Genomic DNA, 24,897 nt, shown 5'->3' on the forward strand with positions numbered 1-24,897 from the left:
GAGAGGAAGCCGATTTTTTGAATTCATTTCAATTGAACGGGATGACTGACGAAGAATTGAAGTTGATTCGTGACAGGGAGTGTTTCCAATTGATTGAACACGGAATCGTTATACGTCAGTTTTAACCGAGAATGGATAGCTTCTTGGCGAGGGATTTGTTGGTCGAAGTTCTCAGCAGGGCTTAAGCCGTTGCCCCCATTAAATTCCCCTCTGAAGACGTTCACTTCGAGTGGTCCCTTACTGTATAGACCCCCGTTGACTTCGAGGATAGAGCCGACCGCATACACATAAGTCGGTTCGTTCGAGTCACTATACATGAACGCCTGGAGCGTCGTCGGTGTGTCATCAAACTCATTGATTCGGTTCAACAGAATCTTTCCTTTAGACAACAGGATGAGCGAGTTCCCTTTGTCTGCATCAATCGGAAGAATATTGGCACGATCGATGAACGTATCGCCGAGCGTGTAGACCGTTGAACTGAAGGAGACGTTCCCTTTAATCGTCAAGTCGCCACGTACGATTAACGGTCGCGAAATCATCAGTTTATCGAGTGATTCAATGACGACATCTCCGTCAAACAGGAGTGGAGACGTTGATTCGGTAATCGACTCGGTGACGTACATGGCACGATCGGAAATGGCATCCGGTAATGTCACGATGGTCGGATCAGTGAGTGCGTTATAAGCATCCGCCCGAAGATAAGAGGTTGGGCGTTCGATAATGGAGGATCCGTCTTCCGATAGGACTCGCTCGAGCTCGAATACTTGATCGCTTGAAGGGATTAATCCTTCTTCAAAGATTTTTGAGTCGACATTGTTGGTATATGCGAGTGGTGTGTCAAGACGACGATTCAAGAACTCGATGATGGAATAGTCATATTGGAACGGCGAGAAGCTACTCGGAGACACCCCGACATCCGCTTTTTCACCAGCCCGCTCTGTACCAACTGTAAAGTAATTTTCTTGCTGACAAGTGATACACGTTGCAACTTCTGATAAATCGATTCGCCCATCGAGATGTAACCAACTGGAGTTCAAGTTCGCAATGGTTTTTGCTTGACCATCAAGCTGGAAATTAGCTTCGCGTTTGAAAGCGAGTGGGCCTCCTGAATAAATATTTCCCTGAATTGTCGGCATCCCGTTCACATTCAATTGTTGATCGGACCCGAGGACGTAGTATAGGAAGGATGGGAGAGCCGTCAAATACAAATCTTGCGTGTATTCAACGGTGAGCTCCGGTTGTTCCGGATTCACTTGTCGGGACGCCGTGACGTTCACTTGGAGAATCGTCGTGAACGGTGCCGTTTGAATCGTGGTATCCAGCGCATCTTTCTTCAAGTCAATGGAGTAGCGGACCTCACTGTCTGTCGTCAAATCCGTAAATGGTTCGTCACTGACAAGTAGGGATTGTACTGCGGTTTGAAATGCTGCTTCTGACTCCATATGCGCCGGAACTTCTGTTTTACCATGGAGGGGAAACTCAGTGCGCACTTCGTCAGCGATCAGACGAAGTGCACTTTTCGCATCTTCATTCAGTTGAGTATCTTCTGTTCGGATGACCGTCAGTTTATTCGTTGCCAAGTTGACTTGCATGGCCGCAAGTGAGAGAACGGCGAGCGCCGCCATCGTCACGAGCACGAGTACGAGGACATATCCCTCTTCACGTTTTCGCATCAAGGTGCCTCCTTTCGTTAAAATGGAATGGAACTTTCAAATGTAGTGACAGAATCAGAGGCGTTTGTTTGAGCTAGATCCATCTCGATTTCAATCAAACCTCCTGTCATATAACCAGGACGTCTAGGGTCATACACGGGATCTTTGACTTCAATGGTCATTCGCTCGACCGTGATTTGTGGGTTCGACGGAATGAACGAATCGGGTGAGAGAACTAACTCCGCCGGAACGTAACCCGCCTCCCGGTAAATCATGCCGGCATCCGAGATGGCAGGCGTGGACAACCGATAAAATTGAAACGTGCCGTCCACTTCCGTTACGGCATCGAATTCGGTCCGGTTCACGTCAGAGAGCACGGAAGCAATCAAATAGTCGGCCTCGCTTCGAAGTTCACTCGTCTCGTTCGTCATCTGGAATCCGAGTGTTCCTGTGATGAAGGCTGTAATGATGACGCCGCTTAAAATCGAAGCGACGACGACCGTGACGAGCAACTCGACGAGCGTGAACCCATCTTCTCGTTTCTTCATCTCAGTCAGTTGTCGGGACAGCCGTTTCAGGGAACGGTTCGCGTAATGTCGCATTCGATATGACTCCTTTCAAGGTGACGGGGGTTTGCAAACGGTCGGTCGTCACCGAGATTTCAACTTCAATGGTATGCCCAGGTAAGGTGGACAGCGATTGAATGGTTGCGATATACGTGTCCCCATGAATTCGGGTATCTTCGCAAAAGTCGCATGTCGGGCTGATTCCGTCCCGATTTAACAATTGCCGTAATTCCAGCGGTTGGTCGACGGAAGCGGCTCGTCGATTTAATGTATGTAACGTGTTTTGTGCCACTTGGTTCGCAATCGTCTGATTGAGACTGTCGTGGGTCGTCTTCAAGCTCTGACTGAAAATGGTCAGTAGGGAAAATGAGACAATGGAAAGAACAACGATCGAGACGAGAACTTCGACGAGCGTGAACCCTTTTTCAGAATGCGACAAGACATTGACCTCCTATTCAAAAAAAGTAAAACAATCGGTAAATAACGTATGAAATACTGAATTAAATGTTATTTTTTGTACAATACATATTATACTAAAGTTACACACTAAACGGATACATAGAATAGAAGTCGGATTATACACGGGGGGAATTTTACATGAAGCGGTATGGGATGCATCTTTTCATTTTGATTGGACTCGTCGTACTCGTGACATTACCGACAATCGGTCTCGTCAATTATTTAGACGCGTCCGCTGAGTCGAGTGCTACATACACAGATACGACGGTCGCAGGCATCGACGTGTCAGGGATGACGAAAGAAGAAGCGAACGTTCGTCTCGACAATGCGATCAAAGATTTTAATACGATTCCCTTTTCAATCAATTTGATGGATGGAACGGTCATGGAGATCGGCAAAGAGGTCGTGACGTTCGATGTCTCGAATACGCTTGAGTCGATCAAGGATGCGGGCGCATACCCACTTCTGACATCGGTAGACGAGTCGAAAGTCGAACCTTATCTTGAAGGGCAGCCTGTGACGTTGACGATGATTGCACCGGCGTTGATGGAGGCGTCGTCGAACCTTGAATCGAACGTGACGCTAGAGCAAGTCGCAGCAGAAAGCGAGGTCGTCGCTTCATTCACCGTGAGCCCGACACCGGCCATGCAGTCAGCACTTGATCGAATGAACGGATTCGAGATGGCTGCGGGCGACATCTTCAGTCTTAAAGCGTTCGGGGAAGACTACGAGGCGCTCACGACACTCGGTTCTTCGTTCTATCGTCTGTTTGCGGCGACACCGTTTGCTATTCTCGAACGGGTGCCACATGAGACGCTCCCACCCGGTGTAGAGTTGGGATATGACACAAAAATCGATGAGCGGTCGAATTTTGCTGTACAAAACCGTGAGGATTCCTCTTATGCGATTCTCGTCTTGAATGAGGGGGGGTCAGTGACCGTTCAGTTACTCGGACAACCGTTTGAAGCCGCCTTTGAAGCAAGAGTAGAAGAAGTGAAGACGGTGCCTCATCAAAAAGTCGTCCGATTCTCATCATCGCTCCCATCCGGCAGCTCATCGGTCACGCAATCCGGTCAAGATGGACAGTCAGGTAAACTGTATCGTGTCACGGTGACAGAAAATGGTGAAACGTTAGAGTTGCTCGGATTCGACTTTTATGCGCCGACACCAGAGATCGTGACGAAGAGTTCCGTCCCACTTCCGTCGCCAGACCCGGTCGAACCGGTCATTCCGACATTCCCGGATGAGGATGTGGAGGAGGAACCGTCAACCAATGACTCGAACGATAGTCCGTTCGAGTCCGAACCACCGGTATTAGAAGAAGTCCCTACAGAGGAGGAGGCTGTCGGATGATTGGCTATTTGATTTTGCTAGGCTTTTGGGTGCTCGCCACACTGACATTGTTTGCCTTGTCCGTTCCGATGATGCGAAAACGAGAAACAAAAATCATCATCAGTCTGTGGACGGCACTCTTATCAGGCGGCGTCTACGTGATGGTAGAAGAATCACTCGTACAAACGTGGTGGGCTTGGCTTGTTCTCGTTGTATTGTTGATTGGAGGGGTAGTTGCGAGCGTCTTCGTCGAAGAACGTGTTGACAAGGACAAGCAAATGGAGGCTCCTCAAAGGATGGTGAAGTAACGTGAGACGTACGAAAAGACGATTAGGTGAGATGCTCATTGAAGCGAGACTCATTACGAACGAACAACTTGATGAAGCGCTTGAACAAAAACGTCCCGGCGAGAAACTCGGAGATGCGTTAATTCGCCTGAACCATATTACCGAGACACAATTGATTCAAATGATTCATGAACAGTTGCATGTGCCGATCATCGAGTTGTACTCCCACGATATCAATGTGACGGTCACGAAACTCGTTCCGAAAGCGTTGGCGCAAAAACATGACATCATGCCGTTTGAGTTGAACGGCAATACGTTACATGTGGCGACAGCCGACCCACTCGATTTAATTGCCATCGATGACGTCCGTCTGCAGACGGGAATGAACATCGAGATTGGGATTGCGACAAGGGAGCAGATTCGAAAGACGATCAGTCGATACTATGAGATGGATCACTCGCTCGTCGAAATTTTAAAAGAGGATGCCCCGGAGATCGAGCGGCAAGAATCTGTCAGTCGAGACGATGCACCGATTATTCGACTCGTGAACCAGTTGTTCTTAAGCGCCATCGACCAACGCGCTTCGGATATTCACTTCGACCCGCATGAGAAGCAGCTCCACGTCCGCTTTCGGATTGATGGTGATTTACGCACAGAAACCGTTTATCCGAAGAAAATCCAAAGTGTGATGCTGACGCGTCTCAAAGTCATGAGTAACCTCGACATCACCGAGAGCCGGTTGCCACAGGATGGACGAATCAAATATACGCTACGCAATCGAGCATATGATTTTCGGGTATCGACGCTCCCGACGATGTATGGAGAGAAAATCGTTATTCGGGTCCTCGACTCATCGCAAGGGTTGACCGATTTGACGAAACTCGGATTCGGGGAACGAAACGAGCAGGCGTATCGTGAGATGTTGAAACGCCCGAACGGGATTATCTTGATCACCGGTCCGACCGGTTCAGGGAAGTCGTCGACACTATACGCTTCGTTGAAAGAGCTGAATGATGAGACGAAAAACATCATCACGGTGGAAGACCCAGTCGAGTATCAACTTGACGGCATTAACCAAGTTCAGGTCAACTCGAAAGTCGGCTTGACGTTCGCATCAGGACTCCGCTCGATTTTACGTCAAGACCCGAACATCGTCATGGTCGGGGAAATTCGGGACACGGAGACGGCTGAGATTGCCATTCGGGCCTCGCTAACGGGTCACCTTGTCCTGTCAACGCTACATACGAATTCAGCCATCAGCTCCATCACGCGTCTCGTCGACATGGGGGTCGAACCATTTCTCGTCGCTGCCTCGACGACTGGACTCGTTGCGCAACGTCTCGTTCGTCGCGTCTGTCGTGACTGTGGACAAGTCGAACCGGTATCGAAGAGTGAACGTAGCCTATTTGAGGCGGAAGGTGTTCACATCGACCGGATTGTCCGTGGGAAAGGATGCGCTTCTTGTAATGCTACAGGGTATCGCGGACGTCTTGCCATTCATGAGGTCATTCCGATCGATGAAGGGTTGCGTCGGATGATTATGAATCAGGAGACCGAGTCTGAGATGGTCGAGTATGCCAAGTCACAAGGAGCGACGTTCCTCCTTTCAGACGGATTAGAAAAAGTCGCCGCCGGTCTGACGACGACAGAAGAAATATTACGAACGGTCATTACGGAGAATGCTTATGATTAATGAATCGATTGAAGTCATTTTGACGAATGCGGTCGAGAAACGTGCCTCAGATATTCATTTGACGGCAGGTTCTCCACCGATTATTCGAGTAGATGGTAGCCTCATCACGATGGGCGAGGAGAAGGTGTTGCCTCACCATCTCGAGGAATATTTAAAAGAAATCATGACTGAAGACATGCGCGAACGTCTCGAGCATGATCGGGATCTCGATTTCTCGTTCGGTGTCCCACGCGTTTCCCGTTTTCGGGTCAACGCCTACTATCAACGAGGTACGATTGCCATCGCATTCCGTTCTATTTCCGGGGAAATCCCCACATTGAACGAGCTCAATCTCCCGACGGTGTTGAAGCGATTGATTGAGAAGCCGCATGGTCTCATCCTGGTCACGGGACCGACGGGGTCAGGGAAATCGACGACGCTTGCCGCGATGATTCATGAGATTAACCGCACGCAACGAAAACGGATCATCACGTTAGAAGATCCGATTGAGTATTTGCATTCCCATGATCAAAGTATCGTCGACCAACGAGAAATCGGCTCGGATGTCATGAAGTTCGTAAGTGGTCTACGGGCTGCCTTACGACAAGATCCTGACGTCATTTTGCTTGGGGAGATGCGTGACTTAGAAACTATCTCGACGGCGATGACAGCGGCAGAGACGGGGCACCTCGTCATGGCGACACTCCATACGTCGAGTGCGATGTCGACAGTGAGTCGGATCATCGATGCATTCCCAGCCGAGCAACAAGACCAAATCCGGACGCAACTCGCGAACGTCTTGCTCGGGGTCGTCAGTCAACGACTATTTCCTAGGATTGATGTGCCGAAAGGGCGCGTCGCCGCCATGGAAATCATGTTAGGCAATCCGGCTGTCGCCAACTTGATTCGAAACGAGAAAGAGTTCCAGTTGCCGACCGTCATCCAAACGAGTCGCCAGCATGGCATGCAGTCGATGGATTCGGCGATTGAACAACTCGTTCGGCAGGGGATTATCAACCCGAACGCCGTCCCGACAGAAGAAATGAGGTGATGAGAGATGGCAATCTTCCAGTATGAAGGAAAGCTCCTGAACGGCAAACGTAAGAAAGGTCGTATCTCGGCCGTCTCACTTCGGGAGGCGAAAGATAAATTGCGTCAAGAATCGATTCTTGTGACGGACTTATCCGAACTTGAATCGACCGGACTGAATAAAGAAGTCAACTTGTTACCGGAACGGGTCAAAATCGAACATTTGATCATGTACGTTCGACAGTTCGCGACGCTCATCCGGGCGGGGGTGCCGATTGTCCGCGCGACGTCCATCTTGCGTGTACAGACCGAGTCGAAAGTATTGAAGAAGACGCTCAGTCAAGTCGAGGACGACTTGAAAGAAGGGATTGCCTATTCCGAGGCGATCAAGAAACATCCACGTGTCTTTTCGAACTTCTTCAGTTCGATGGCACTTGCCGGGGAAACGAGCGGGAATTTGGAGGAGGCGCTCGATCAAATCGGGCTCCAACTCCAAAAGCAATATGATGTGAAGCGGAAAGTCATCTCTGCCCTCACGTATCCGTTGGTCGTCTCGATTGTCGCCATCGGTGTTGTCGCCTTTTTGATGGTGAACGTCGTCCCGACGTTTGCGAGCATATTCGGTCAACTCGGAGGCGAGCTTCCGCTGATCACGCGGATTGTCGTCGCCGTCTCAGACTTTATCGCGGCGTTCTGGTGGCTCTTACTCGCCATCGCCATACTCGGGGTGGTTGTATTCACCTGGATGCTGAAGCGTGACCGGGAGCGGTTCGTCATCGATGGTTTGCTACTAAAAATGCCGATTTTCGGAACGATTGTGATGAAGTCTCAGATTGCATTGTTAACTCGAAGTTTAGCGGTCCTTCTACAGGCGGCCGTCCCAATTTTGACGGCGATCGAGATTACGGAAAAAATCGTATCGAACCGCGTCATCCGAAAAGGGTTGACCGAAGCGCGTGAAATGATGGCGCAGGGGGTACCCCTCCACAAGCCGCTTATGCGGAACTCAAACTTCCCGGCGCTCATGACGCAAATGATTGCTGTCGGGGAAGAGAGTGGGGATTTGGACTCGATGTTGAATGAAGTCGCTGAGTTTTATGAGACAGAGGTCGAGACGACTACCGACCGATTGAAGTCGATTATTGAGCCACTTCTCATTGTCGTATTGGCAAGTGTCGTCGGGGTCATCGTTATTTCGATTGTCGTTCCAATGTTTCAAATCTATAGTGATATTCAAAATCAGTAGAAGAAATATGCAAGCTTTTGAAAATATAACTTTTCAATACTATATTTTGAAGGTATAGTAAAATTGTTCTACTTCTATATTAGGTCTTAAGTAATTTATCTAGTTTACACACAGCACATTACGCAAAAGGGGAGAATGGATTATGGTAGAGAAGTTGAAAATGATTTGGCAAGATGCCAAACAGTTAAAAGATGAGCGTGGACTTACACTCGTCGAGTTACTCGTCGTCGTCGTTATTTTAGGGATTATCGCAGCCATCGCAGTCGTTGCGATTGGTGGGATAATCGAGAACTCGAAGAAGGATGCAATGGTTGCTGATGCGAAGCAAATGGTCAGTGCGGCGAAGTTACATACTGCATCTAACCCTGAAGCTTCAGAATTAACATTTATCACACCAGCAGCTGGAACGACACCAGCATCAAAAGGTAAAGGATACGATTATATTTCAGATCTTAAAGATCCATTCGGTGATAGTGATTATACAGCTGCTAAAGTCACGATTTCTGAAGCTGCTGGAAAAATGAGTTATGCAGTAACTCTTAAAGGCAGTGCTGGAACTGAGTATTATTTCGAAGACACTCCTGAAAAAATGATTACTAAAGATACATTGGAATCTACTACTAAAAAGTAAACGAATCCGGCTGGCGCTGGGCACTCGCTCAGCCTAGCCGGTTTTCTATTTTTGGCATATACTGACAAAAGGAGGATCCTTCCTTGATTGAATTGATTGGATTCTTATATAGCATCGTCCTCGGGGCGGTCATCACGTCGTTCACCAACGTCGTCGGGCTCCGCGTGCCACGTCAACAATCCATCGTGACACCACGCTCACACTGTCCGTCTTGCGGTCACGAATTGTCACCGTGGGAACTCATCCCGATTTTCGGCTATCTCGCCTTAAGAGGCAGATGTCACGGATGTGGCGAGCGGATCGCGCCGACGTATCCGATCTTTGAATTGCTCGGAGCCATTGGATATGGCTATAGCTTTTCGCTTTACGGATTCAGTGTGACGACGCTACTCGCGTTCGCTTTCTTGTCGACCTTACTCGCTTTGGCGATGTCTGATTTATCGACGATGCTCGTGCCGAATGTCATCTTGAAATTCACGGCACCGGTATTACTTCTCCTCACCTATCTGACAGGAGCATCTTGGTGGAACCCGCTTGTGGGGGCGTTGCTCGGATTTTCGCTCCTCGCGACCGTCTTTTTCGTGTCAAAAGGGGGACTTGGGGCAGGGGACGTCAAATTGTTTACTATGATTGGTCTTGTGCTCGGTCCGCGTGACGTGCTCGTCGCCTTGTTTTTATCGAGCTTGATAGGGGCGATCGTCGGGATCGGGTTGATGATGACAAAGAAAATCGGACGAAAACAACCGATTCCGTTCGTCCCGTCGATTGCGCTCGGGACGATGTTGACGTTTTGGTTTAGTGAAAGCTTTTTTGATTGGTATTTTGAGTTGATGTAGGGGGAAACGATCATGAGTCGTGGGATAGAGAAAGGGACGGTCACGTATTTTTCGTTTGATGCGCTCAGCATCCACGGGGCCGTCATCAAACAAGGGGTGTTCAAGCGAAGCGCCTCGGTTCAGTTAGCAAAAGATGCATATGGAGAAGGAAAGATTCTCGATGAAACGTCATTTACGCTCGCGTTCGATGAACTCTGTCGCAAGTTGAAAGTTCGTCGTGGGATGACATGTGCGGTCGCGTTGGACGAGACCGAAGTGTTGTCACGAAAAGTCGAGATTCCATCTTCGATTCCGAAGGACGAGATTCGCGGCTACCTCTTCATGGAAATCGGGAGCTCGATCATCTTGCCGTTCGATGACGTGTCGTTCGACTATGAAGTGTTAGGAGAAGACGGGGTCAAAACGGACGTCATGTTGCATGCTGTTTCGATTGAATTGACGAAGTCACTTCGTACGTATATGAAAAAACGTGGTCTCGCCTTGAAGAAGATCACGTCACGGTCGGTCGCGGTCGCCAATGGGGTCATGCGATTATCGGACATCGACCCGCTTCAGTCGACGCTCCTCTGGCATATCACGCCGTTCTCGCATCAATTGCTTGTGTTAGAAGAAGGGCAAATCCGTTTCATTCGTTCCATTGAAGTGAACCTCCCATATCAAGTTGGAACAAAGGACGGGGTCGTCACCTATACATATGATGGGACAGGCGAGATGAAGGCCAATCAGTTAGATGACTGGTTGAACGAACTCGCCCGGTTCCTTGACTTCTATCGCTATTCACTGCGGACAGATGGTCGAGCCATCGATGAGTTATACGTGTCGGGTACTGTCCCGGAGGTGGATGATCTCGTCCGTATGATTGAGTCCGAATCGATTGTTTCTGTGACGCGAGTCGAACAACCCCTCGCCATCGCTCACGGAACACCGCTATCGCATCAAATGTTGCCACTCCTCGGGATGGCGACGCTTCAACGCGATCGGGACACGAACTTCATCAACTCGACAGACGTGACGCTCCGTTGGCCAATCGTGACAGGTCTCGTCGCCCTTCTTCTCGGAGGTGGGGCGGCCGGATATTTGTACTATGAGGTCGGTCAACTTGAAGCAGAACAGTCCCAAATTGAAGAAGAGTTACAGCTCGTACAAATTTATCAAACGGAACAAGTGAATTCGAAAGCGCAACAAGTGCTATCGCTCGACCAGACCGTGACAGCGTTGACGGATATGGAAAAAAACGCGGTACCGGCATTGCGCGCATTGACTGAACAGTTGCCACCGACAGGTTACGTGTTGACGTATAACTATGCGGACGGCTCCATCATGAGCGTCCGGACCCAGTTCGAGACGTTAGAAGATTTGAACGCCTTCCAACGCTCGCTCATGACCGACGAACGGTTCCTTGACGTCAAACTTCTCGGTGTGACGACGGAGTTGAAAGCGGATGTGGATTCAGAAGAAGAGAACTCGTTTGAAGAGGACCCACTTCCACGATACATCGGCGAGTTCACATTCATGTTCCAGGACGTCGAAGATGAAGTAACAGAGGAAGAGCAAGCTGATGCGGAGGTGGTGAGTCAATGAAACGTTCGACAATTTATGCGTTATTTGCGATTTGCCTCCTTGCCGCAATCATTGCACCGGCTTACTTTGGATATACGTACTACGTCAAACAAGGAGAAGTCAAAGCGCTTGAGCGTGACCTCTCACTTGAACAGACAAAATTAGAGTTATTACGTCAAGAAGGGAAGGCCGTTGACGTAGCGGACTCTCAAACTCTTCAGACACGCGTTCCGACAGCACCAGCGCTCGACACGGTCGTCGAGGCGTTGTCGCAGGCAAGTCTTCTTGCGGGTGTCAATGTGACGAGCATCGCATTTGCGGATGGCGTCGTGGCCGAGTCAGAAGTTCCGGAAACGGTCGAGCCGTTCAATCCGGCTGATGTAAGCGCGACGAATGAACCGGCTGAACCGACGGATGTCGCACCCGTCAATGCCTCGACGGTTCGTTCGACAGTCAATCTTCAAGCGGAGACGTATGAAGCGCTCGTCTCGTTCTTGGAGTCGATCGAATCGATGAACCGGATTCACGTGTTGCGGACAGTTCAATTCACGGGACCCGCTGAGACGGGACCAAATACGGTCGAAGAAGTGCAGTCGCTCGAGTTTACAGTCGAGCTTGATGCCTTCTATCGTCCGGATCTCGACCAACTCGTCCCGGACCGTTACATTTCGGAACCGGCGTTTGAGCAAAAGGATATCCCGGTATATGACTATACGACACCATAAGTCGGCACGTCCCTTCGCAATTGAAGGGACGTGTTTTTCGTCGCGGGTAATTGTGTTTAGGAGGCACGTTGCCTACAATCAACAGTGAAGACCGAAACGGGAAGGAACGCCGTTTTGGAAGAAGAGAAGGAGTCGATACAATGAATTCAACACAGAAGCGTGTCATTCTCGCCTCGATGTCACCGCGACGTACCGAGCTATTGACGAAAGCTGGAATCAAGCATGAGGTCATCCCATCGACCGTGACGGAAGGGACAGACGGTCGGGAGACACCGAGTGATTATGTCGCTCGTCTGGCCAGGGAGAAAGCAATGGATGTGGCAAGGCATCATCGTGATGCCATCGTCATCGGCGCAGACACGGTCGTCGTCTTGAACGGGGTCATATTAGAGAAGCCGACAGACCGGGAGGATGCGAAACGGATGCTTGAACGATTATCCGGTTCGACCCATGAAGTGCTGACGGGTGTGAGTATCATCGGTGCGACCCAAGATTTGTTCGTCACGACGACGCGTGTGACGTTCGCTGAGATTCCTGAAACCTGGCTAGCGGATTATCTGGATTCCACAGAGCCCTACGATAAGGCGGGTGCGTATGGGATTCAAGGGTCGGGTGGTCTCTTCGTCGAAGGAATCGAAGGGGACTTTTATAATGTCGTCGGATTACCAATCCATCCGCTCGTCAAGACGCTCGACCGGCATGGGGTGACGCCTCGCTTCCTGTGAACTTGAAAGTAGGTGAAGGAATGACCATGGTGCTTGACCGTAGTGTAGAGACCGCCATCGCCAGATTGCTTCAAATCGGAGGACGGGGACCTGACCCGATGGAGACGGCCCGTCGTATCTCGGACGTCTATCCGACGTTACGGGCGCTATCACAAGCGTCCGTCAGTGATTTATGCAAGATCGAAGGGATGACGAAGAAGAAGGCAGAGCAACTCCTCGCCGCATTCACGATCGGGATTCGGTACGTCGAGGAACCGAAAGTAAGTATGCCGACGATTCGTTCGCCGCAAGACGCCTATGAGTTGTTGCGGGATGAATTGAGACTGTTGAATCAGGAGCATTTCGTCTGTCTGTATTTGAATACGAAGAACCAATTGATTGCGCGGAAGACGCTCTTTGTCGGAGGGCTCAACTCATCGATCGTTCACCCGCGCGATGTGTTTCGTGAGGCGCTCAAGTTGTCGGCAGCGTGTTTTATCGCCGTGCACAATCATCCGAGCGGGGACGCGACCCCGAGTCGGGAAGACATCGAGGTGTCCGAACGATTGGTCGAGGCGGGCAATATCGTCGGCATCGCCTGTCTCGACCACGTCATCATCGGGGAAGACCATTACGTCAGCATGAAGCAGCGAGGATATATAAATGGGTAAGGAGTGAGGAGCAGACATCGTGATGTCTGCTTTTTTGGATTTACGAGAGCACTGGCACCTCATTAAATTTTGGATATAGTTGGAAAGTGATGAATGGAGATGTAGAATTTGAAGAGAGTAGAAATAATGATGCATGAGTTTGTACATAGGAGGTTACCGAATGTCGCGAATTACGATATGGAATGTGATCGGTTGGCTGTTTCTCCTTTTCTTAGCAGTCAGTAAAGCATTTTTTGATGAGCAATTGTCTTTGATCACGACTGGGCTGGGCGGATTGATTTGTTTGATGTTGAGTTTATGGATGATTTATTCCGGAGAAGAAGAGTCGTCACAACATTCGAATGAAAGGCCTGAATGAACAGCGCTATCTAGACTGTCCTTTGGCTAAAGAGTAGATGAAGAATCAAATTGAGAAGAGCGGTGTACGCATATGAATGTATTGTCGGAAAACGAATTAAAAGAAGTCCTTCAGGTGATGAAAGATGGAGATTTGACGTATTACGAAAAAAACAAAGAATCCATTCTCACAAGTATGGTTCAGCATATCGGATCAACGGACGGCGAACTCCGTGATCGCCTTATATACACGATGTTCTATCGCCTTATCATTGAACAAAAAGACATCGATTTCGACAAGATGAGTGAACTCCTTGAGACGTCCTTGCATGCTCTTTTGTTTCATAGAATTGAGGAAACACAGTCAGATGCTGTCTTCACGAGAGCTTTCACGACTTTATTGATGGCTTTGATTCTGCATCGAGATGTAGAAGCGAAATTTTTTACAGAAGACCAATTCCGACTGGTGGTAGAAGGTTTGATTCGATATCTTCAGCTCGAGAGAGATGCAAGAGGTTATGTGAATGGTAAGGGGTGGGCCCATTCGATTGCCCACGCGGCAGACGCGTTGGACGAGCTGATTGCAAATCCTAAACTTAATCCGAAGTCGTTTCCGGAACTCTTCGACGTCATTATCATTCAAATCATGCGTACCGACATATTGGCGCATGATGAAGATGAACGTCTCATCAATCCGCTCCTGCGTTTACTCGAACGAGGGATGGATTCTGAAGTCATTCTTCGCCATGTAGAGCAACTTCCACATCTCTTAGAGGAACGTAAGCAACATCTTGATGAGGAAAAATATTGGTACGTCGTCCATAATGTGAAAACATTCTTGAAGAGTCTATATGTCCGCTTAAACGAAGAGCAGCGGCATGACCTGATCCAACAATCTATTCTCGTCATACTGAAAAAGTTGTGATGTTATAAATACAACATACTTTCCTAATTGGGATATGAACTTTGATTAAAAGACAAACGAGGTGAATTTATGGAAAAAATAATTTGGATCCTGATGGTAGGAGTATCGCTATTTGTGAGTTACATACATTTAGAACCTACCATCTTCTCGATTGTTGTGTTCATGCTATTTGTATTCGTGAGCACAGCGCTATTTATGCGGTTCGATGAGGACCACTGGCTCGACCGCGTCTCGCCGCTCGTCGGTGTCGGTATCGGGATTCTATCGCTTATCGCTTATGTTGGTCTGCTTGTGCTCTCATTCAATGAACTCGACCAACTCGGCATTTGGACGGTGCTCGTCCGCTTACTCCTTATGTATGTCGGTATCTATCTGTTCGTCGTGACGACTTCAAGCTTTTTATCTGGAGCGATGCGCGTGAAACCGTCCCGTTTCTTTCGCCCGGTGTTGATTTTCTCGGTATTTTTTTACGGAGCGTTGTTACTTCTTCCACTTCAACCAGGATTGTAACCGTTCTCTTCCTAGGCAGACGCTCACTTGCGTCTGCTTTTTTGATTTGCCTTTTTGCCGAAAAGAAGGCAAACTAATAGACGGTGAGACAGGACTGAGATGCGGTTATTGTAAATAACCTGTAATCGAATGAACGTTTTCAAACATGATTTTTCCGTTATAATAAAAAATAGTGTAACGAAGAGAGGAGCAACACCTATGTTTCGTAGTTTTAACCGAGAAATCGGAATCGACCTTGGAACAGCTAACACGCTCGTTTATGTAAAGGGTCAAGGAATTGTTGTACGTGAACCGTCCGTCGTGGCGTTCCGCACAGATACAGGTAGAATTGAGGCCGTTGGGAACCAGGCCAAAGATATGATTGGACGTACTCCAGGTAACGTCTCTGCACGTCGTCCGATGAAAGACGGCGTTATCGCTGACTTTGAAACGACAGCAACAATGATCAAATACTTCATGGAGCAAGCTCAAAAATCAAAAGGCGGTTTGTTCTCATCGAAGACGAACGTCATGATTTGTGTCCCGAGCGGTATCACGTCTGTTGAAAAACGGGCCGTGGAAGACGCTGCGAAACAAGCGGGTGCTCGTGAAGCATACACAATCGAAGAACCGTTTGCGGCAGCAATCGGTGCAGGTCTCCCGGTTTGGGAACCGACTGGCTCGATGGTCGTCGATATCGGTGGCGGTACGACCGAAGTCGCAGTGATCTCACTCGGCGGCATCGTGACAAGCCAATCGATTCGTGTGGGTGGTGACGAAATGGATGATGCCATTATTCGTTACATCAAGAACAAGTACAACCTCATGATCGGGGAACGTACAGCCGAGACACTCAAAATGGAAGTCGGTTCGGCGCGCATCGATGCATCGAACGAAGCGGAGAAGATGGAAATCCGTGGTCGCGACCTCGTGACAGGACTTCCGAAACAAATCGAAGTCACGTCTGCAGAAGTGTGTGAAGCTCTTTCGGATACAGTTGAAGCGATTTTGGCAGGGGTCAAGCAAACGCTTGAGCAAACGCCACCTGAACTTGCGGCTGACGTCATGGACCGCGGAATCGTCTTGACAGGCGGCGGCGCGCTCCTCAAAAACTTGGACGACGTGATCTCAGACGAGACGCACATCCCGACACTCGTTGCGGATGAGCCACTCGACTGCGTAGCGGTCGGTACAGGAAAATCTCTTGAAATGATGGACGTCCTCCGTTCGAAATCAGGCATCTCGTCACGTCGATGAGAGGTGAGACACGATGAGCCGATTCGTACGTAATAAAAAGCTCATCATCACGCTAATTGTACTGATCTTGTTTTTCGTCATTTTAGGGGTTTCGATTCGAGGACGATCGGAATCAGCCTGGTACCAAGATGTCACGCGTGATGTGGTCGGCACGTTCCAGCGAGTGTTCGCGGTACCAATCGGATGGATGGACTCAACGGTCTCATCCATCTCAGACGTCCGCGATATCTACGAAGAGAACCGCCAGCTGAAAGAACATTTGGCGAAGTACGCCGAGGTATCGGTTGAGGCGGATGATTTACGTCGTGAGAATGAGGAGCTTCGAAAGATGGTCGAAGCGAAAGACAAGTCGTTACGCGACTTTGACCTCATTCCTGCGGAAGTCATCGGTCGGACACCGAACGATTGGCAACGCTACGTCACCATCAACGTCGGTTCAGAACGCGGCGTTGAGAAGGGCATGGCCGTGACCGCGGCGAGCGGGATGGTCGGTCGTGTCATTCAGACAAGTGCCTATACGTCGCAAGTCCAACTGCTCAGTGACAACAACCGGACGAACAACGTCTCGGCTGTCGTCAAAGATGCGGACGGCAAACCGACGTACGGGACAGTTGACGGATTCGACACGGAAACGAACGAATTGTTCTTCACGAAAGTATCGAATAGCGTCAAGTTGAAAGAAGGAGAAATCGTATCGACGTCTGGACTCGGTGGACGGTATCCGGCCGGGCTCGTCATCGGTACGATCGAGTCAATCGAGACGGATGAATATGGCGTCTCACAAGTCGCCCGGATCAAACCGGAGGCCGACTTCAATGAGTTCTCACAAATGTACGTGATTGATCGGACACTAGACGAACCGTTTTTAACGGGTCCCGAGGAAGGAGGAGCAGCGGGTGAGTAACATGAAAGTGTTCATCGCCCTGTTCCTCCTTTTTCTTATTGAAGGAACGTGGGCATCGATTTTTTCTTGGCACTATGCCACACCATATCTTTTGTTGACACTGATCGGACTGATGTTTGTCAGTCTGTACGGTCGATGGGAGACGGCACTCGGATTCGGACTTGTATTCGGATTACTGTATGATATCGTCTACACCGACCTGATTGGAATTTATGTATTTACTTTTTCACTCATTCCTCTCTTAGCCAGCTTCGTGTTAAAATATATAGGTGAGAACTTCTTCTCTGTCACCATCACGTTCACGTTTATGATTCTCGTTTTCACCTTTTCCATTTACGGGATTATGGCGGCGATTGGTGGGACATTGATGACGATTCAAACACTATTAGTTGAACAGATTCCAGGGACGATGCTCGTCAATGCCATCGCCATCGTGATTCTTTATTATCCGATGACGCGCTATGTGACGACACGCCCTGTTGCGAAAAGAGGGTAGCCATGATGGAGCGTAAACGACACATTACGATTAAAGGACATCGCAACGGCATTGCCATTCACTTCAATCCGAAGAGTGGCATCGACGAGGTGCTTACGGACTTAGAAGCGACATTACAAGAAATGGAGCCGCCGTCCGGGAAGATTGCCCTGAAGTTGCACGCGGGTACTCGTTATATTGACGAGGAGCTGTCACGTCAAATTCGTGAGGTCGTTGCTCGTCATGGCGTTTTTTATATTGAAGACTTGTCGAGCGATGTCATGTTGACGGAAGAGGCGAAAGCAACTTACGGCAGAAAGACGTTCCATTATCATAGTGGAACGATCCGTAGCGGTCAGGTCTTGACGTTTGACGGTTCGGTGCTCGTGATCGGGGACATCAATCCCGGTGCGGAAGTTCGAACGACAGGAAGTATTTATTGTTTAGGGACGATACGAGGAAATGTGCGCGCGGGTGTCGAAGGATGGGAAGAAGCGGTCATTACCGCGAGCCTGCTCCATCCAAAGTTTTTGGCAATCGGTGACCATGTTCTCACAGCCGATGACGAGGAAGAACTTCCTGAGATTGAGATGGGTTGTGCGTATCAGACGAATGACGGGATTGAGATGACACGTCTCCGTCACGTCATGACGGGTCTGAAAGACGCATATGCAATGGAATTACAGAGAGGGTGAGTGGAATGGAACAAGTAGTAGAGCCTGTACATACAGAAAAAGTAGTGAAAAACGGCAGAGCCATCGTCGTGACATCAGGAAAAGGGGGCGTCGGCAAGACAACGACGACCGCTAACATCGGGACGGGGCTCGCTTTGTCTGGACACTCGGTCTGTCTCGTCGATACAGATATCGGGTTGCGTAACCTCGATATCATTCTCGGTCTCGACAACCGGAGCATTTATAACCTCGTCGATGTCATCACGGGACAATGTAAGTTGAATCAAGCGCTCGTTCGCGACAAACGGTTCGAGGAGATGTACTTACTTCCGGCCGCACAGTCAAAAGACAAGACGTCGGTCAATCCTGAACAAGTGAAAGAAATCGTCGACCAGTTGAAGACGGAATATGATTTCGTTTTGATTGACTGTCCTGCTGGAATTGAGCAGGGATTTATGAACGCCATCGCCGGTGCGGATGAGGCGATCGTCGTCACGACACCTGAAAAGGCAGCTGTTCAAGATGCGGACCGGATTATCGGGATGCTCGAGCAAGCGGAACATATCGATGCGCCGAAACTGATTGTCAACCGAGTCAAGAACCATCTCGTCGAATCGGGCGACATGCTCGACATCGATGACATCATGCGCATCTTGTCGATCGACTTACTCGGCGTCGTCATCGATGATGAGGAAGTCATCGCGGCTGCGAACCGCGGGGTTCCGGTCACGATGAATCCGGATAACTATGCCGGACAGGCGTATCGAAACATCACGCGTCGTATTCTCGGTGAATCCGTTCCACTGATGTCGATTCAGACAGATACGACACCGGTCGGCTTCTGGGCACGACTCATGATGAAATTTGGAATGAAAAAAGCGTAAAGGCAACGAAAGTTGCCTTTTTCTGTCGGAAGGAGTGATGCACATGAAGTTAATCTATGAACGAACCCCGTCCATCGAACGGGCGATGCTCGTGGATGGAGAACGATTGCTTGAAGTCGAAGAACGGTTCGTCGACCAACTGTCGGTCGGGACCATTGTGGAAGCCGCAATCGAACGAATTCATCCGTCGCTCGGAGCGGCGTTTTTAACAGACGGGGAGACGACGTTCTTTCTCCCGATCGCGGAGACGCTCCGTGCGCTCGCCTCGTATCCGGATGTACCGGCCATCGGGCAAGCGGCAGTCGTCGGGGAGAAGCGACTCGTCCAAGTGACGAAAGAAGGCATCAACGGCAAGCATCATAAAGTGACAGAGAACATCCGCTTCGGTGGACGATATCTTGTGTATTTCCCGTTTGGCCGTCGGCAATTGTTCAGCCGGAAGCTCGACCTCGTCACGCAGGACCGCCTCTCCAAAGCGCTCGACCTTACGGAAGAGGAAGGAGTCCTGTTTCGCACGGAAGCCGGACAAGTGTCACCAGAGGCGTTACAGGAAGAACTTCATCTTTTGCGTGACCGTTCCAAGACGGTGATCGAACAACGCTACGGACAAGATGAGTTATTGTGTGAACATTTCGTGCGACGTCATGCGGTCGAGTCCGTCCTCCTGAACGACAAGGAAGGGCAAGCGAGACTAGAGCGATTGGAAGTCCCGGTACAACGTCATATTGGGAAAGGGCGGATGCCCGAGGCAAAACGTCTCGACAACACGATTGAGAAGCTCGAGAGCCGTGCCGTCTGGTTGGACGGTGGGGCGTTCATCTTGATTGAACAAGTCGAGACGATGACCGTCATCGACGTGAATAGCGGAAAGAATGTCGCCGTTAAAGATAAGGGGCGTGCGGCCGATACCATCAATGAAGCCGCTCTCTATTCGATTATTGAACAGTTGCGCCTGCGAAATATCGGAGGCATGATCGTCATCGATTTCTTACGAGGTTCAAAAGAAGGACAGACGCGTCTCCTTAAAAAGATGAAAGAACTCGGAGCACGTGACCCACGACGTGTCGAAGTGTATGGTTTTACGCGCATGGGTTTATTCGAGTTATCACGTGAACGGACGGGTCGCTCAATTCAAGACCGTATGATTTATGATGGGAAGCCTTCGAAACTTGCGATTTTCTCGCAGCTCGAACGAGCGCTCCTTGATTTGATCGGACAGTATGAGGCGGTCGTCCTCTCCCTTCCTAAGAAGTGGCACGAGGCTTCATGGCATGAATTTGACATCGATGTATATCTCGTCGAAGGAGAGCCGGAGTTCCTCTTTTACGGAACGTCTGAGGAATGTCAGAATTTCTTATCTCGGCGTTGACAATGAATATTTGAGAATGGTATTATCTATAACGTTAGTTCGTTTGGAAGCACCCAAATGGCTACAACCGCACAGAACGGGTTTTAAAGGTATTTGCCCTGCCCAGGATGGCGAGTCTGAGTTTAACAAGGAGGTGCACGTATATGTACGCAATCATCAAAACTGGTGGTAAGCAAATCAAAGTTGAAGCAGGTCAAGAGATCTACATCGAAAAACTCGATGCTGATGTCGAAGGTACTGTAGAATTCGGTGAGGTTCTTTTCGTTGGTGGTGACGATGTTAAAGTCGGCGCTCCACTCGTAGAAGGCGCTAAAGTTGTCGGTACAGTGGTAAAACACGGCCGCGCTAAGAAGATCACTGTCTTCAAAATGAAAGCTAAGAAAAACTACCGTCGTAAGCAAGGTCACCGTCAGCCTTACACGAAAGTTCGCATCGAGAAAATCGAAGCGTAAGCTATGATTCGGGTCAAGGTAAGACGAGACGAGGCGAAGTCGATTCGCTCCGTTGAAGTGACTGGTCATGCCAACTTTGCAGAACCTGGTTCTGACTTGGTGTGCGCCGGTGTTTCAGCCATCATCTTTGGTGCCTATAACGCCGTCGAAACGCTTGCGGGTCAATCGCTTCTTGTAGAAATGGCAGATCAAACAGAGGGTGGTTACTTTTATGTCGAGACGTATCCTGACTTATCACCGCAGGATATGGAACGCACCCAACTGTTATTAGAAGGGATGCTCGTGCAGTTAGACACGATCGCCCAAAGCTACGGTGAATATATCCAAATTGAACAATAGGAGGTGGACCTCATGTTACAATTGAACCTTCAGTTCTTCGCTTCGAAAAAGGGAGTTGGTTCGACTAAAAACGGTCGTGACTCAATTTCGAAACGTCTCGGTGCAAAACGCGCTGACGGACAAACAGTTTCAGCTGGATCAATCCTTTACCGCCAACGCGGTACAAAGATTCACCCAGGTGAAAACGTTGGCCGTGGTGGCGACGACACTTTGTTTGCGAAAGTTGACGGCGTAGTACGCTATGAGCGTCTTGGTCGCGACAAGAAACAAGTGAGCGTTTACCCAGTCGCGTAAGTTGAACGACGCAGAAGACTCTAGCCACTTATTTGGTTAGAGTCTTTTTTTCTAGGAGAGGATCAAATGGATTCAGAACAGACACTCGAGCTCTTATCGACCGTCCGTCACGAATGGATGAATCGGCTTCAATTGATCTCGCTTTATGCGGCTCTCGATCCGACTAAGCTCGAGGAACTTTACGAACGCTATCGGAAACAGGCCGACGAGGAGAGTGCGCTCGTTCGTCTGAACGTGCCACAGACGAGCCTTGTCGTGATTCAAGCGAATTGGGAAGGTCGGATGACGTATACGATTTCGACTGACCAACTCGTTATCGATGACGCACGAGTGGCAGAGATGCTTGTCCGCTTGTTAGAATATACGGACGAGCCGATTCATGTGACGTTCACGGACGGACTGATGGTTCGCGTCACGGGCACTGTCCCGGACGACGTGATCGCGTCAGCCGATGTGTACGAACAGAACGTAGATACCACTACGTTTCACATAAAGGAGGGGAAATAAATGTTTGTCGATCAGGTTAATATTTTTGTAAAAGCTGGAGACGGCGGAAAAGGAATGGTTGCCTTCCGTCGCGAAAAATACGTTCCAGACGGTGGTCCTGCAGGTGGTGACGGTGGTCACGGTGGGGATGTCGTCTTCGAAGTAGAAGAAGGATTACGGACGCTCGTTGATTTCCGTTATTCGAAAAAGTTTATTGCCCATGATGGGGAAAAAGGAATGTCGAAAGGGATGCACGGACGAAAAGCGAAGCCGCTCATCGTCAAAGTGCCGCCTGGTACCATCGTCTTCGATGCGGAGACAGATACTGTCATCGCGGACTTGACGGAACATGGTCAACAAGCGACGATCGCAAAAGGTGGTCGTGGTGGACGTGGGAATTGTCGTTTTGCGACACCTGCCAACCCGGCTCCGGAAATCGCAGAGAACGGGGAACCAGGTCAAGAACGTGAACTCCGTCTCGAGTTGAAACTCCTCGCAGACGTCGGTCTCGTCGGATTCCCGTCTGTCGGGAAATCAACGCTTCTCTCTGTCGTCTCGTCGGCACGCCCGAAAATCGGTGCGTACCACTTCACGACGATCACACCGAACCTCGGTGTCGTCAAGACAGCGGATGACCGCAGCTTCGTCATGGCTGACCTTCCAGGTCTCATCGAAGGGGCGAGTCAAGGCGTCGGTCTCGGTCACCAGTTCCTTCGTCATATCGAACGGACGAAAGTGATCGTTCACATGATCGATATGAGTGGCATGGAAGGACGCGACCCGTTCGAAGACTACACGACGATCAACCGTGAGCTCGAGTCGTACAATTTACGTCTTCTCGAACGCCCACAAGTTGTCGTGGCGAACAAAATGGATATGCCGGACGCGGAGGAACATCTCGAAGAGTTCAAGAAGAAGGTAGGGGACGATGTCAAAGTCTTCCCGATCTCAGCACTCGCACAAGATGGTCTTCGTAACTTGTTAATCGAAGTGGCGAACTTTGTCGATACGACACCTGAATTTCCACTCGATGAGCTCGAAGAGAAGACAGCGACGCCTCGTGTCGTGTATCGTTATGAGAAGGAAGAGAAAGGCTATCAAATCCACATCGATGAATACGATCGCTTCGTGATCACGGGCCCTCGTATCGAGAAGCTCTTCAAGATGACGAACTTTGACCATGATGAGTCGATCAAACGATTCGCTCGTCAAATGCGTCAGATGGGCGTCGATGACGATCTTCGTAAGCTCGGTGCCGAGGACGGCAGTGTCGTCGCGATTCTCGACTTCGAATTCGAGTTTGTGGAATAAAAAAATTATTTGTTAAGAAGAAACGGAGTGTGAAGCTAACGTGGACCCTGTGCCCTCGTCAAGTTTAATTCTATATGTAGTTCTCGTCATGTTGTCAGCGTTTTTCTCATCAGCCGAAACGGCGCTCTCGAGTGTGAACCGGGTCCGGATGATTCGGATGGCAGAAGATGGTGACAAAGCCGCAAAACGTGTCCTTAGTCTCGTCGACCGTTTTGATGATACGCTCTCGACGATCCTCGTCGGGAACAACATCGTCAATATCGGTTCTGCAACGGTGTCGACCGCCATCGCCACATCGATTTTTAGTGGTGGTACCGGGCTTCTTGTGTCGACATTCGCAACGACGGTCATCATTTTGATCTTCGGTGAGATTTTGCCGAAATCGCTCGCGAAAGAGTTTGCGGAGAAATATTCGCTACTCATCAGTGGGATTCTCGTGTTTCTCGTCAAAGTCCTCAAACCGGTGACGTTGATCTTTACCGGATTGAAGAAGTTGACGCTCCGAATGATCGGGATGAAAGACAAGGAACCATCTGTCACGGAAGAAGAGTTGAAAGTACTCGTCGATATGGGAGAAGAGGAAGGCGTGCTCGGAGAGACGGAAGCAGAACTCGTCCACAGCGCCTTCGCCTTCAACGATATCACGGTCGATGATGTGTTGACGCCACGAATCGATATTCTGGCCGTCGACATCGACGACTCGCTCGATGAAATCAAAGATACGATTTTCAGTGGAGGTCATTCCCGTTTACCGGTGTATAAAGACTCGATCGATAACGTCATCGGTGTCTTGTCGGAACGTGACTTCTTACGTTCGATGATGGGAGATGAAGTGACCGATATTCGTTCGCTCATTCGTCCACTCACTTTCGTGTCGCCGCAGACAAAATTGATTGAACTACTTCCGATTCTCCAGCAGAAACAATCTCACATGGCTGTCGTCCTCGATGAGTTCGGGGGCACGGCGGGTCTCGTCACGTTAGAAGACATGCTCGAAGAACTCGTCGGCGATATCTGGGATGAGCACGACGAATCCGTCGTCTATCTCAGACGTCTCCGTGAAGGGGTCTACGAGTGTATGGCTGACATGGACGTCGATGAATTCGCCGAAGAGATGGGGATTGCTGAACCAGACGTCGATTCGAACACGATGGGCGGTTGGTTCGTAGAATTGCTCGGTGATATCCCGGAGAAAGGTGCACAAGTCACGTATCAAGACATGACGTTCACCGTTCTCCACGTGGAGAAACGCCGTGTCCGGAAACTGTTAGTGGAGACTGGACAATCGCAGCAAGATGATATGCAGGAAGCATAAAGAGAAGGGATGATTCG

At 49.6% G+C, this 24,897-nt stretch carries 29 protein-coding genes and 1 other annotated feature; of the genes, 26 read left to right on the forward strand and 3 right to left on the reverse strand.

Annotation, left to right across the window (positions count from 1 at the left end; translation table 11 throughout):
- Window positions 1-23: 23 nt before the first annotated feature.
- From KNO94_RS09115 to KNO94_RS09125, 3 genes are read right to left on the reverse strand one after another with little or no spacing between them, the layout of a single operon-like run.
- Window positions 24-1,673 (reverse strand): hypothetical protein, encoded by a 1,650-nt coding sequence (locus KNO94_RS09115; RefSeq protein WP_214779049.1) that lies wholly within the window; start codon window positions 1,671-1,673, stop codon window positions 24-26.
- A gap of 17 nt (window positions 1,674-1,690) precedes the next feature.
- Complete coding sequence (locus tag KNO94_RS09120; protein WP_251125899.1) at window positions 1,691-2,254, reverse strand: prepilin-type N-terminal cleavage/methylation domain-containing protein; 564 nt, start codon at window positions 2,252-2,254, stop codon at window positions 1,691-1,693.
- A complete protein-coding gene (locus KNO94_RS09125) occupies window positions 2,202-2,657 on the reverse strand; it encodes a type IV pilus modification PilV family protein (protein WP_214779051.1) in 456 nt (151 codons plus the stop codon). The genes KNO94_RS09120 and KNO94_RS09125 overlap by 53 nt, the downstream gene beginning before the upstream one ends.
- A gap of 158 nt (window positions 2,658-2,815) precedes the next feature.
- Between KNO94_RS09125 and KNO94_RS09130 the strand changes: the two genes are divergently transcribed.
- The 26 genes from KNO94_RS09130 (at window position 2,816) to KNO94_RS09255 (ending at window position 24,880) form a co-directional block, all read left to right on the forward strand.
- A complete protein-coding gene (locus KNO94_RS09130; RefSeq protein WP_214779053.1) occupies window positions 2,816-4,030 on the forward strand; it encodes a G5 domain-containing protein in 1,215 nt (404 codons plus the stop codon).
- Window positions 4,027-4,317 carry a hypothetical protein gene (locus tag KNO94_RS09135; RefSeq protein ID WP_214779055.1) on the forward strand — a complete coding sequence of 97 codons (291 nt, stop codon included), beginning with the start codon at window positions 4,027-4,029 and terminating at the stop codon, window positions 4,315-4,317. The genes KNO94_RS09130 and KNO94_RS09135 overlap by 4 nt, the downstream gene beginning before the upstream one ends.
- Before the next feature lies 1 nt (window position 4,318).
- Window positions 4,319-5,989, forward strand: coding sequence for a GspE/PulE family protein (locus KNO94_RS09140; RefSeq protein ID WP_214779057.1), 1,671 nt, complete (start codon window positions 4,319-4,321; stop codon window positions 5,987-5,989).
- Window positions 5,982-7,019, forward strand: coding sequence for a type IV pilus twitching motility protein PilT (locus KNO94_RS09145; RefSeq protein ID WP_214779059.1), 1,038 nt, complete (start codon window positions 5,982-5,984; stop codon window positions 7,017-7,019). Before KNO94_RS09140 ends, KNO94_RS09145 begins: the two co-directional genes overlap by 8 nt.
- Before the next feature lie 6 nt (window positions 7,020-7,025).
- Window positions 7,026-8,243 carry a type II secretion system F family protein gene (locus KNO94_RS09150; RefSeq protein ID WP_214779061.1) on the forward strand — a complete coding sequence of 406 codons (1,218 nt, stop codon included), beginning with the start codon at window positions 7,026-7,028 and terminating at the stop codon, window positions 8,241-8,243.
- Between the two features lie 142 nt (window positions 8,244-8,385).
- Window positions 8,386-8,874, forward strand: a complete 489-nt coding sequence (locus KNO94_RS09155) for a prepilin-type N-terminal cleavage/methylation domain-containing protein (RefSeq protein ID WP_084155992.1) — start codon at window positions 8,386-8,388, stop codon at window positions 8,872-8,874.
- A gap of 83 nt (window positions 8,875-8,957) precedes the next feature.
- On the forward strand, window positions 8,958-9,710 hold the full coding sequence (locus KNO94_RS09160) for a prepilin peptidase (protein WP_214779063.1): 753 nt from the start codon (window positions 8,958-8,960) through the stop codon (window positions 9,708-9,710).
- Window positions 9,711-9,722: 12 nt separating this feature from the next.
- Window positions 9,723-11,291, forward strand: coding sequence for a pilus assembly protein PilM (pilM, locus tag KNO94_RS09165; RefSeq protein WP_214779065.1), 1,569 nt, complete (start codon window positions 9,723-9,725; stop codon window positions 11,289-11,291).
- On the forward strand, window positions 11,288-11,995 hold the full coding sequence (locus KNO94_RS09170; protein ID WP_214779067.1) for a hypothetical protein: 708 nt from the start codon (window positions 11,288-11,290) through the stop codon (window positions 11,993-11,995). Before pilM ends, KNO94_RS09170 begins: the two co-directional genes overlap by 4 nt.
- 140 nt (window positions 11,996-12,135) lie before the next feature.
- Entirely contained in the window at window positions 12,136-12,720 is a 585-nt protein-coding gene (locus KNO94_RS09175) for a Maf family protein (RefSeq protein ID WP_214779069.1), read from the forward strand.
- A 20-nt stretch (window positions 12,721-12,740) separates the two neighbouring features.
- Window positions 12,741-13,370 (forward strand): RadC family protein, encoded by a 630-nt coding sequence (gene radC / locus KNO94_RS09180; protein ID WP_214779071.1) that lies wholly within the window; start codon window positions 12,741-12,743, stop codon window positions 13,368-13,370.
- A 160-nt stretch (window positions 13,371-13,530) separates the two neighbouring features.
- On the forward strand, window positions 13,531-13,728 hold the full coding sequence (locus KNO94_RS09185) for a hypothetical protein (RefSeq protein ID WP_214779073.1): 198 nt from the start codon (window positions 13,531-13,533) through the stop codon (window positions 13,726-13,728).
- A gap of 72 nt (window positions 13,729-13,800) precedes the next feature.
- On the forward strand, window positions 13,801-14,631 hold the full coding sequence (locus tag KNO94_RS09190) for a DUF2785 domain-containing protein (RefSeq protein ID WP_214779075.1): 831 nt from the start codon (window positions 13,801-13,803) through the stop codon (window positions 14,629-14,631).
- A gap of 69 nt (window positions 14,632-14,700) precedes the next feature.
- The gene (locus tag KNO94_RS09195; protein WP_214779077.1) at window positions 14,701-15,141 is read left to right on the forward strand and encodes a hypothetical protein; all 441 of its coding nucleotides are present in this window, start codon (window positions 14,701-14,703) and stop codon (window positions 15,139-15,141) included.
- A 198-nt stretch (window positions 15,142-15,339) separates the two neighbouring features.
- The gene (locus KNO94_RS09200) at window positions 15,340-16,377 is read left to right on the forward strand and encodes a rod shape-determining protein (RefSeq protein ID WP_214739700.1); all 1,038 of its coding nucleotides are present in this window, start codon (window positions 15,340-15,342) and stop codon (window positions 16,375-16,377) included.
- A 13-nt stretch (window positions 16,378-16,390) separates the two neighbouring features.
- The gene (gene mreC, locus KNO94_RS09205) at window positions 16,391-17,281 is read left to right on the forward strand and encodes a rod shape-determining protein MreC (RefSeq protein WP_214739702.1); all 891 of its coding nucleotides are present in this window, start codon (window positions 16,391-16,393) and stop codon (window positions 17,279-17,281) included.
- Between the two features lies 1 nt (window position 17,282).
- The gene (gene mreD, locus KNO94_RS09210) at window positions 17,283-17,777 is read left to right on the forward strand and encodes a rod shape-determining protein MreD (protein WP_214742352.1); all 495 of its coding nucleotides are present in this window, start codon (window positions 17,283-17,285) and stop codon (window positions 17,775-17,777) included.
- A gap of 5 nt (window positions 17,778-17,782) precedes the next feature.
- Entirely contained in the window at window positions 17,783-18,451 is a 669-nt protein-coding gene (locus KNO94_RS09215; protein ID WP_251125900.1) for a septum site-determining protein MinC, read from the forward strand.
- A gap of 5 nt (window positions 18,452-18,456) precedes the next feature.
- On the forward strand, window positions 18,457-19,314 hold the full coding sequence (gene minD, locus KNO94_RS09220; protein ID WP_214779080.1) for a septum site-determining protein MinD: 858 nt from the start codon (window positions 18,457-18,459) through the stop codon (window positions 19,312-19,314).
- 43 nt (window positions 19,315-19,357) lie between these two features.
- Window positions 19,358-20,683 (forward strand): ribonuclease E/G, encoded by a 1,326-nt coding sequence (locus tag KNO94_RS09225; protein ID WP_214779082.1) that lies wholly within the window; start codon window positions 19,358-19,360, stop codon window positions 20,681-20,683.
- Window positions 20,684-20,738: 55 nt separating this feature from the next.
- Window positions 20,739-20,811: a sequence feature (ribosomal protein L21 leader region), on the forward strand.
- 15 nt (window positions 20,812-20,826) lie between these two features.
- Window positions 20,827-21,135 (forward strand): 50S ribosomal protein L21, encoded by a 309-nt coding sequence (gene rplU, locus KNO94_RS09230; RefSeq protein ID WP_015881153.1) that lies wholly within the window; start codon window positions 20,827-20,829, stop codon window positions 21,133-21,135.
- A 3-nt stretch (window positions 21,136-21,138) separates the two neighbouring features.
- Window positions 21,139-21,474, forward strand: a complete 336-nt coding sequence (locus KNO94_RS09235; protein WP_015881154.1) for a ribosomal-processing cysteine protease Prp — start codon at window positions 21,139-21,141, stop codon at window positions 21,472-21,474.
- 12 nt (window positions 21,475-21,486) lie between these two features.
- Window positions 21,487-21,768, forward strand: coding sequence for a 50S ribosomal protein L27 (gene rpmA / locus KNO94_RS09240; RefSeq protein WP_015881155.1), 282 nt, complete (start codon window positions 21,487-21,489; stop codon window positions 21,766-21,768).
- Between the two features lie 66 nt (window positions 21,769-21,834).
- Complete coding sequence (locus KNO94_RS09245) at window positions 21,835-22,275, forward strand: Spo0B domain-containing protein (RefSeq protein WP_214779085.1); 441 nt, start codon at window positions 21,835-21,837, stop codon at window positions 22,273-22,275.
- Window positions 22,276-23,565, forward strand: a complete 1,290-nt coding sequence (gene obgE / locus KNO94_RS09250; protein WP_074035227.1) for a GTPase ObgE — start codon at window positions 22,276-22,278, stop codon at window positions 23,563-23,565.
- A gap of 49 nt (window positions 23,566-23,614) precedes the next feature.
- Window positions 23,615-24,880 carry a hemolysin family protein gene (locus KNO94_RS09255; RefSeq protein ID WP_353047839.1) on the forward strand — a complete coding sequence of 422 codons (1,266 nt, stop codon included), beginning with the start codon at window positions 23,615-23,617 and terminating at the stop codon, window positions 24,878-24,880.
- Window positions 24,881-24,897: the final 17 nt, after the last annotated feature.

Source organism: Exiguobacterium sp. s22 (assembly GCF_018617455.1).
Taxonomy (GTDB): Bacteria; Bacillota; Bacilli; order Exiguobacteriales; family Exiguobacteriaceae; genus Exiguobacterium.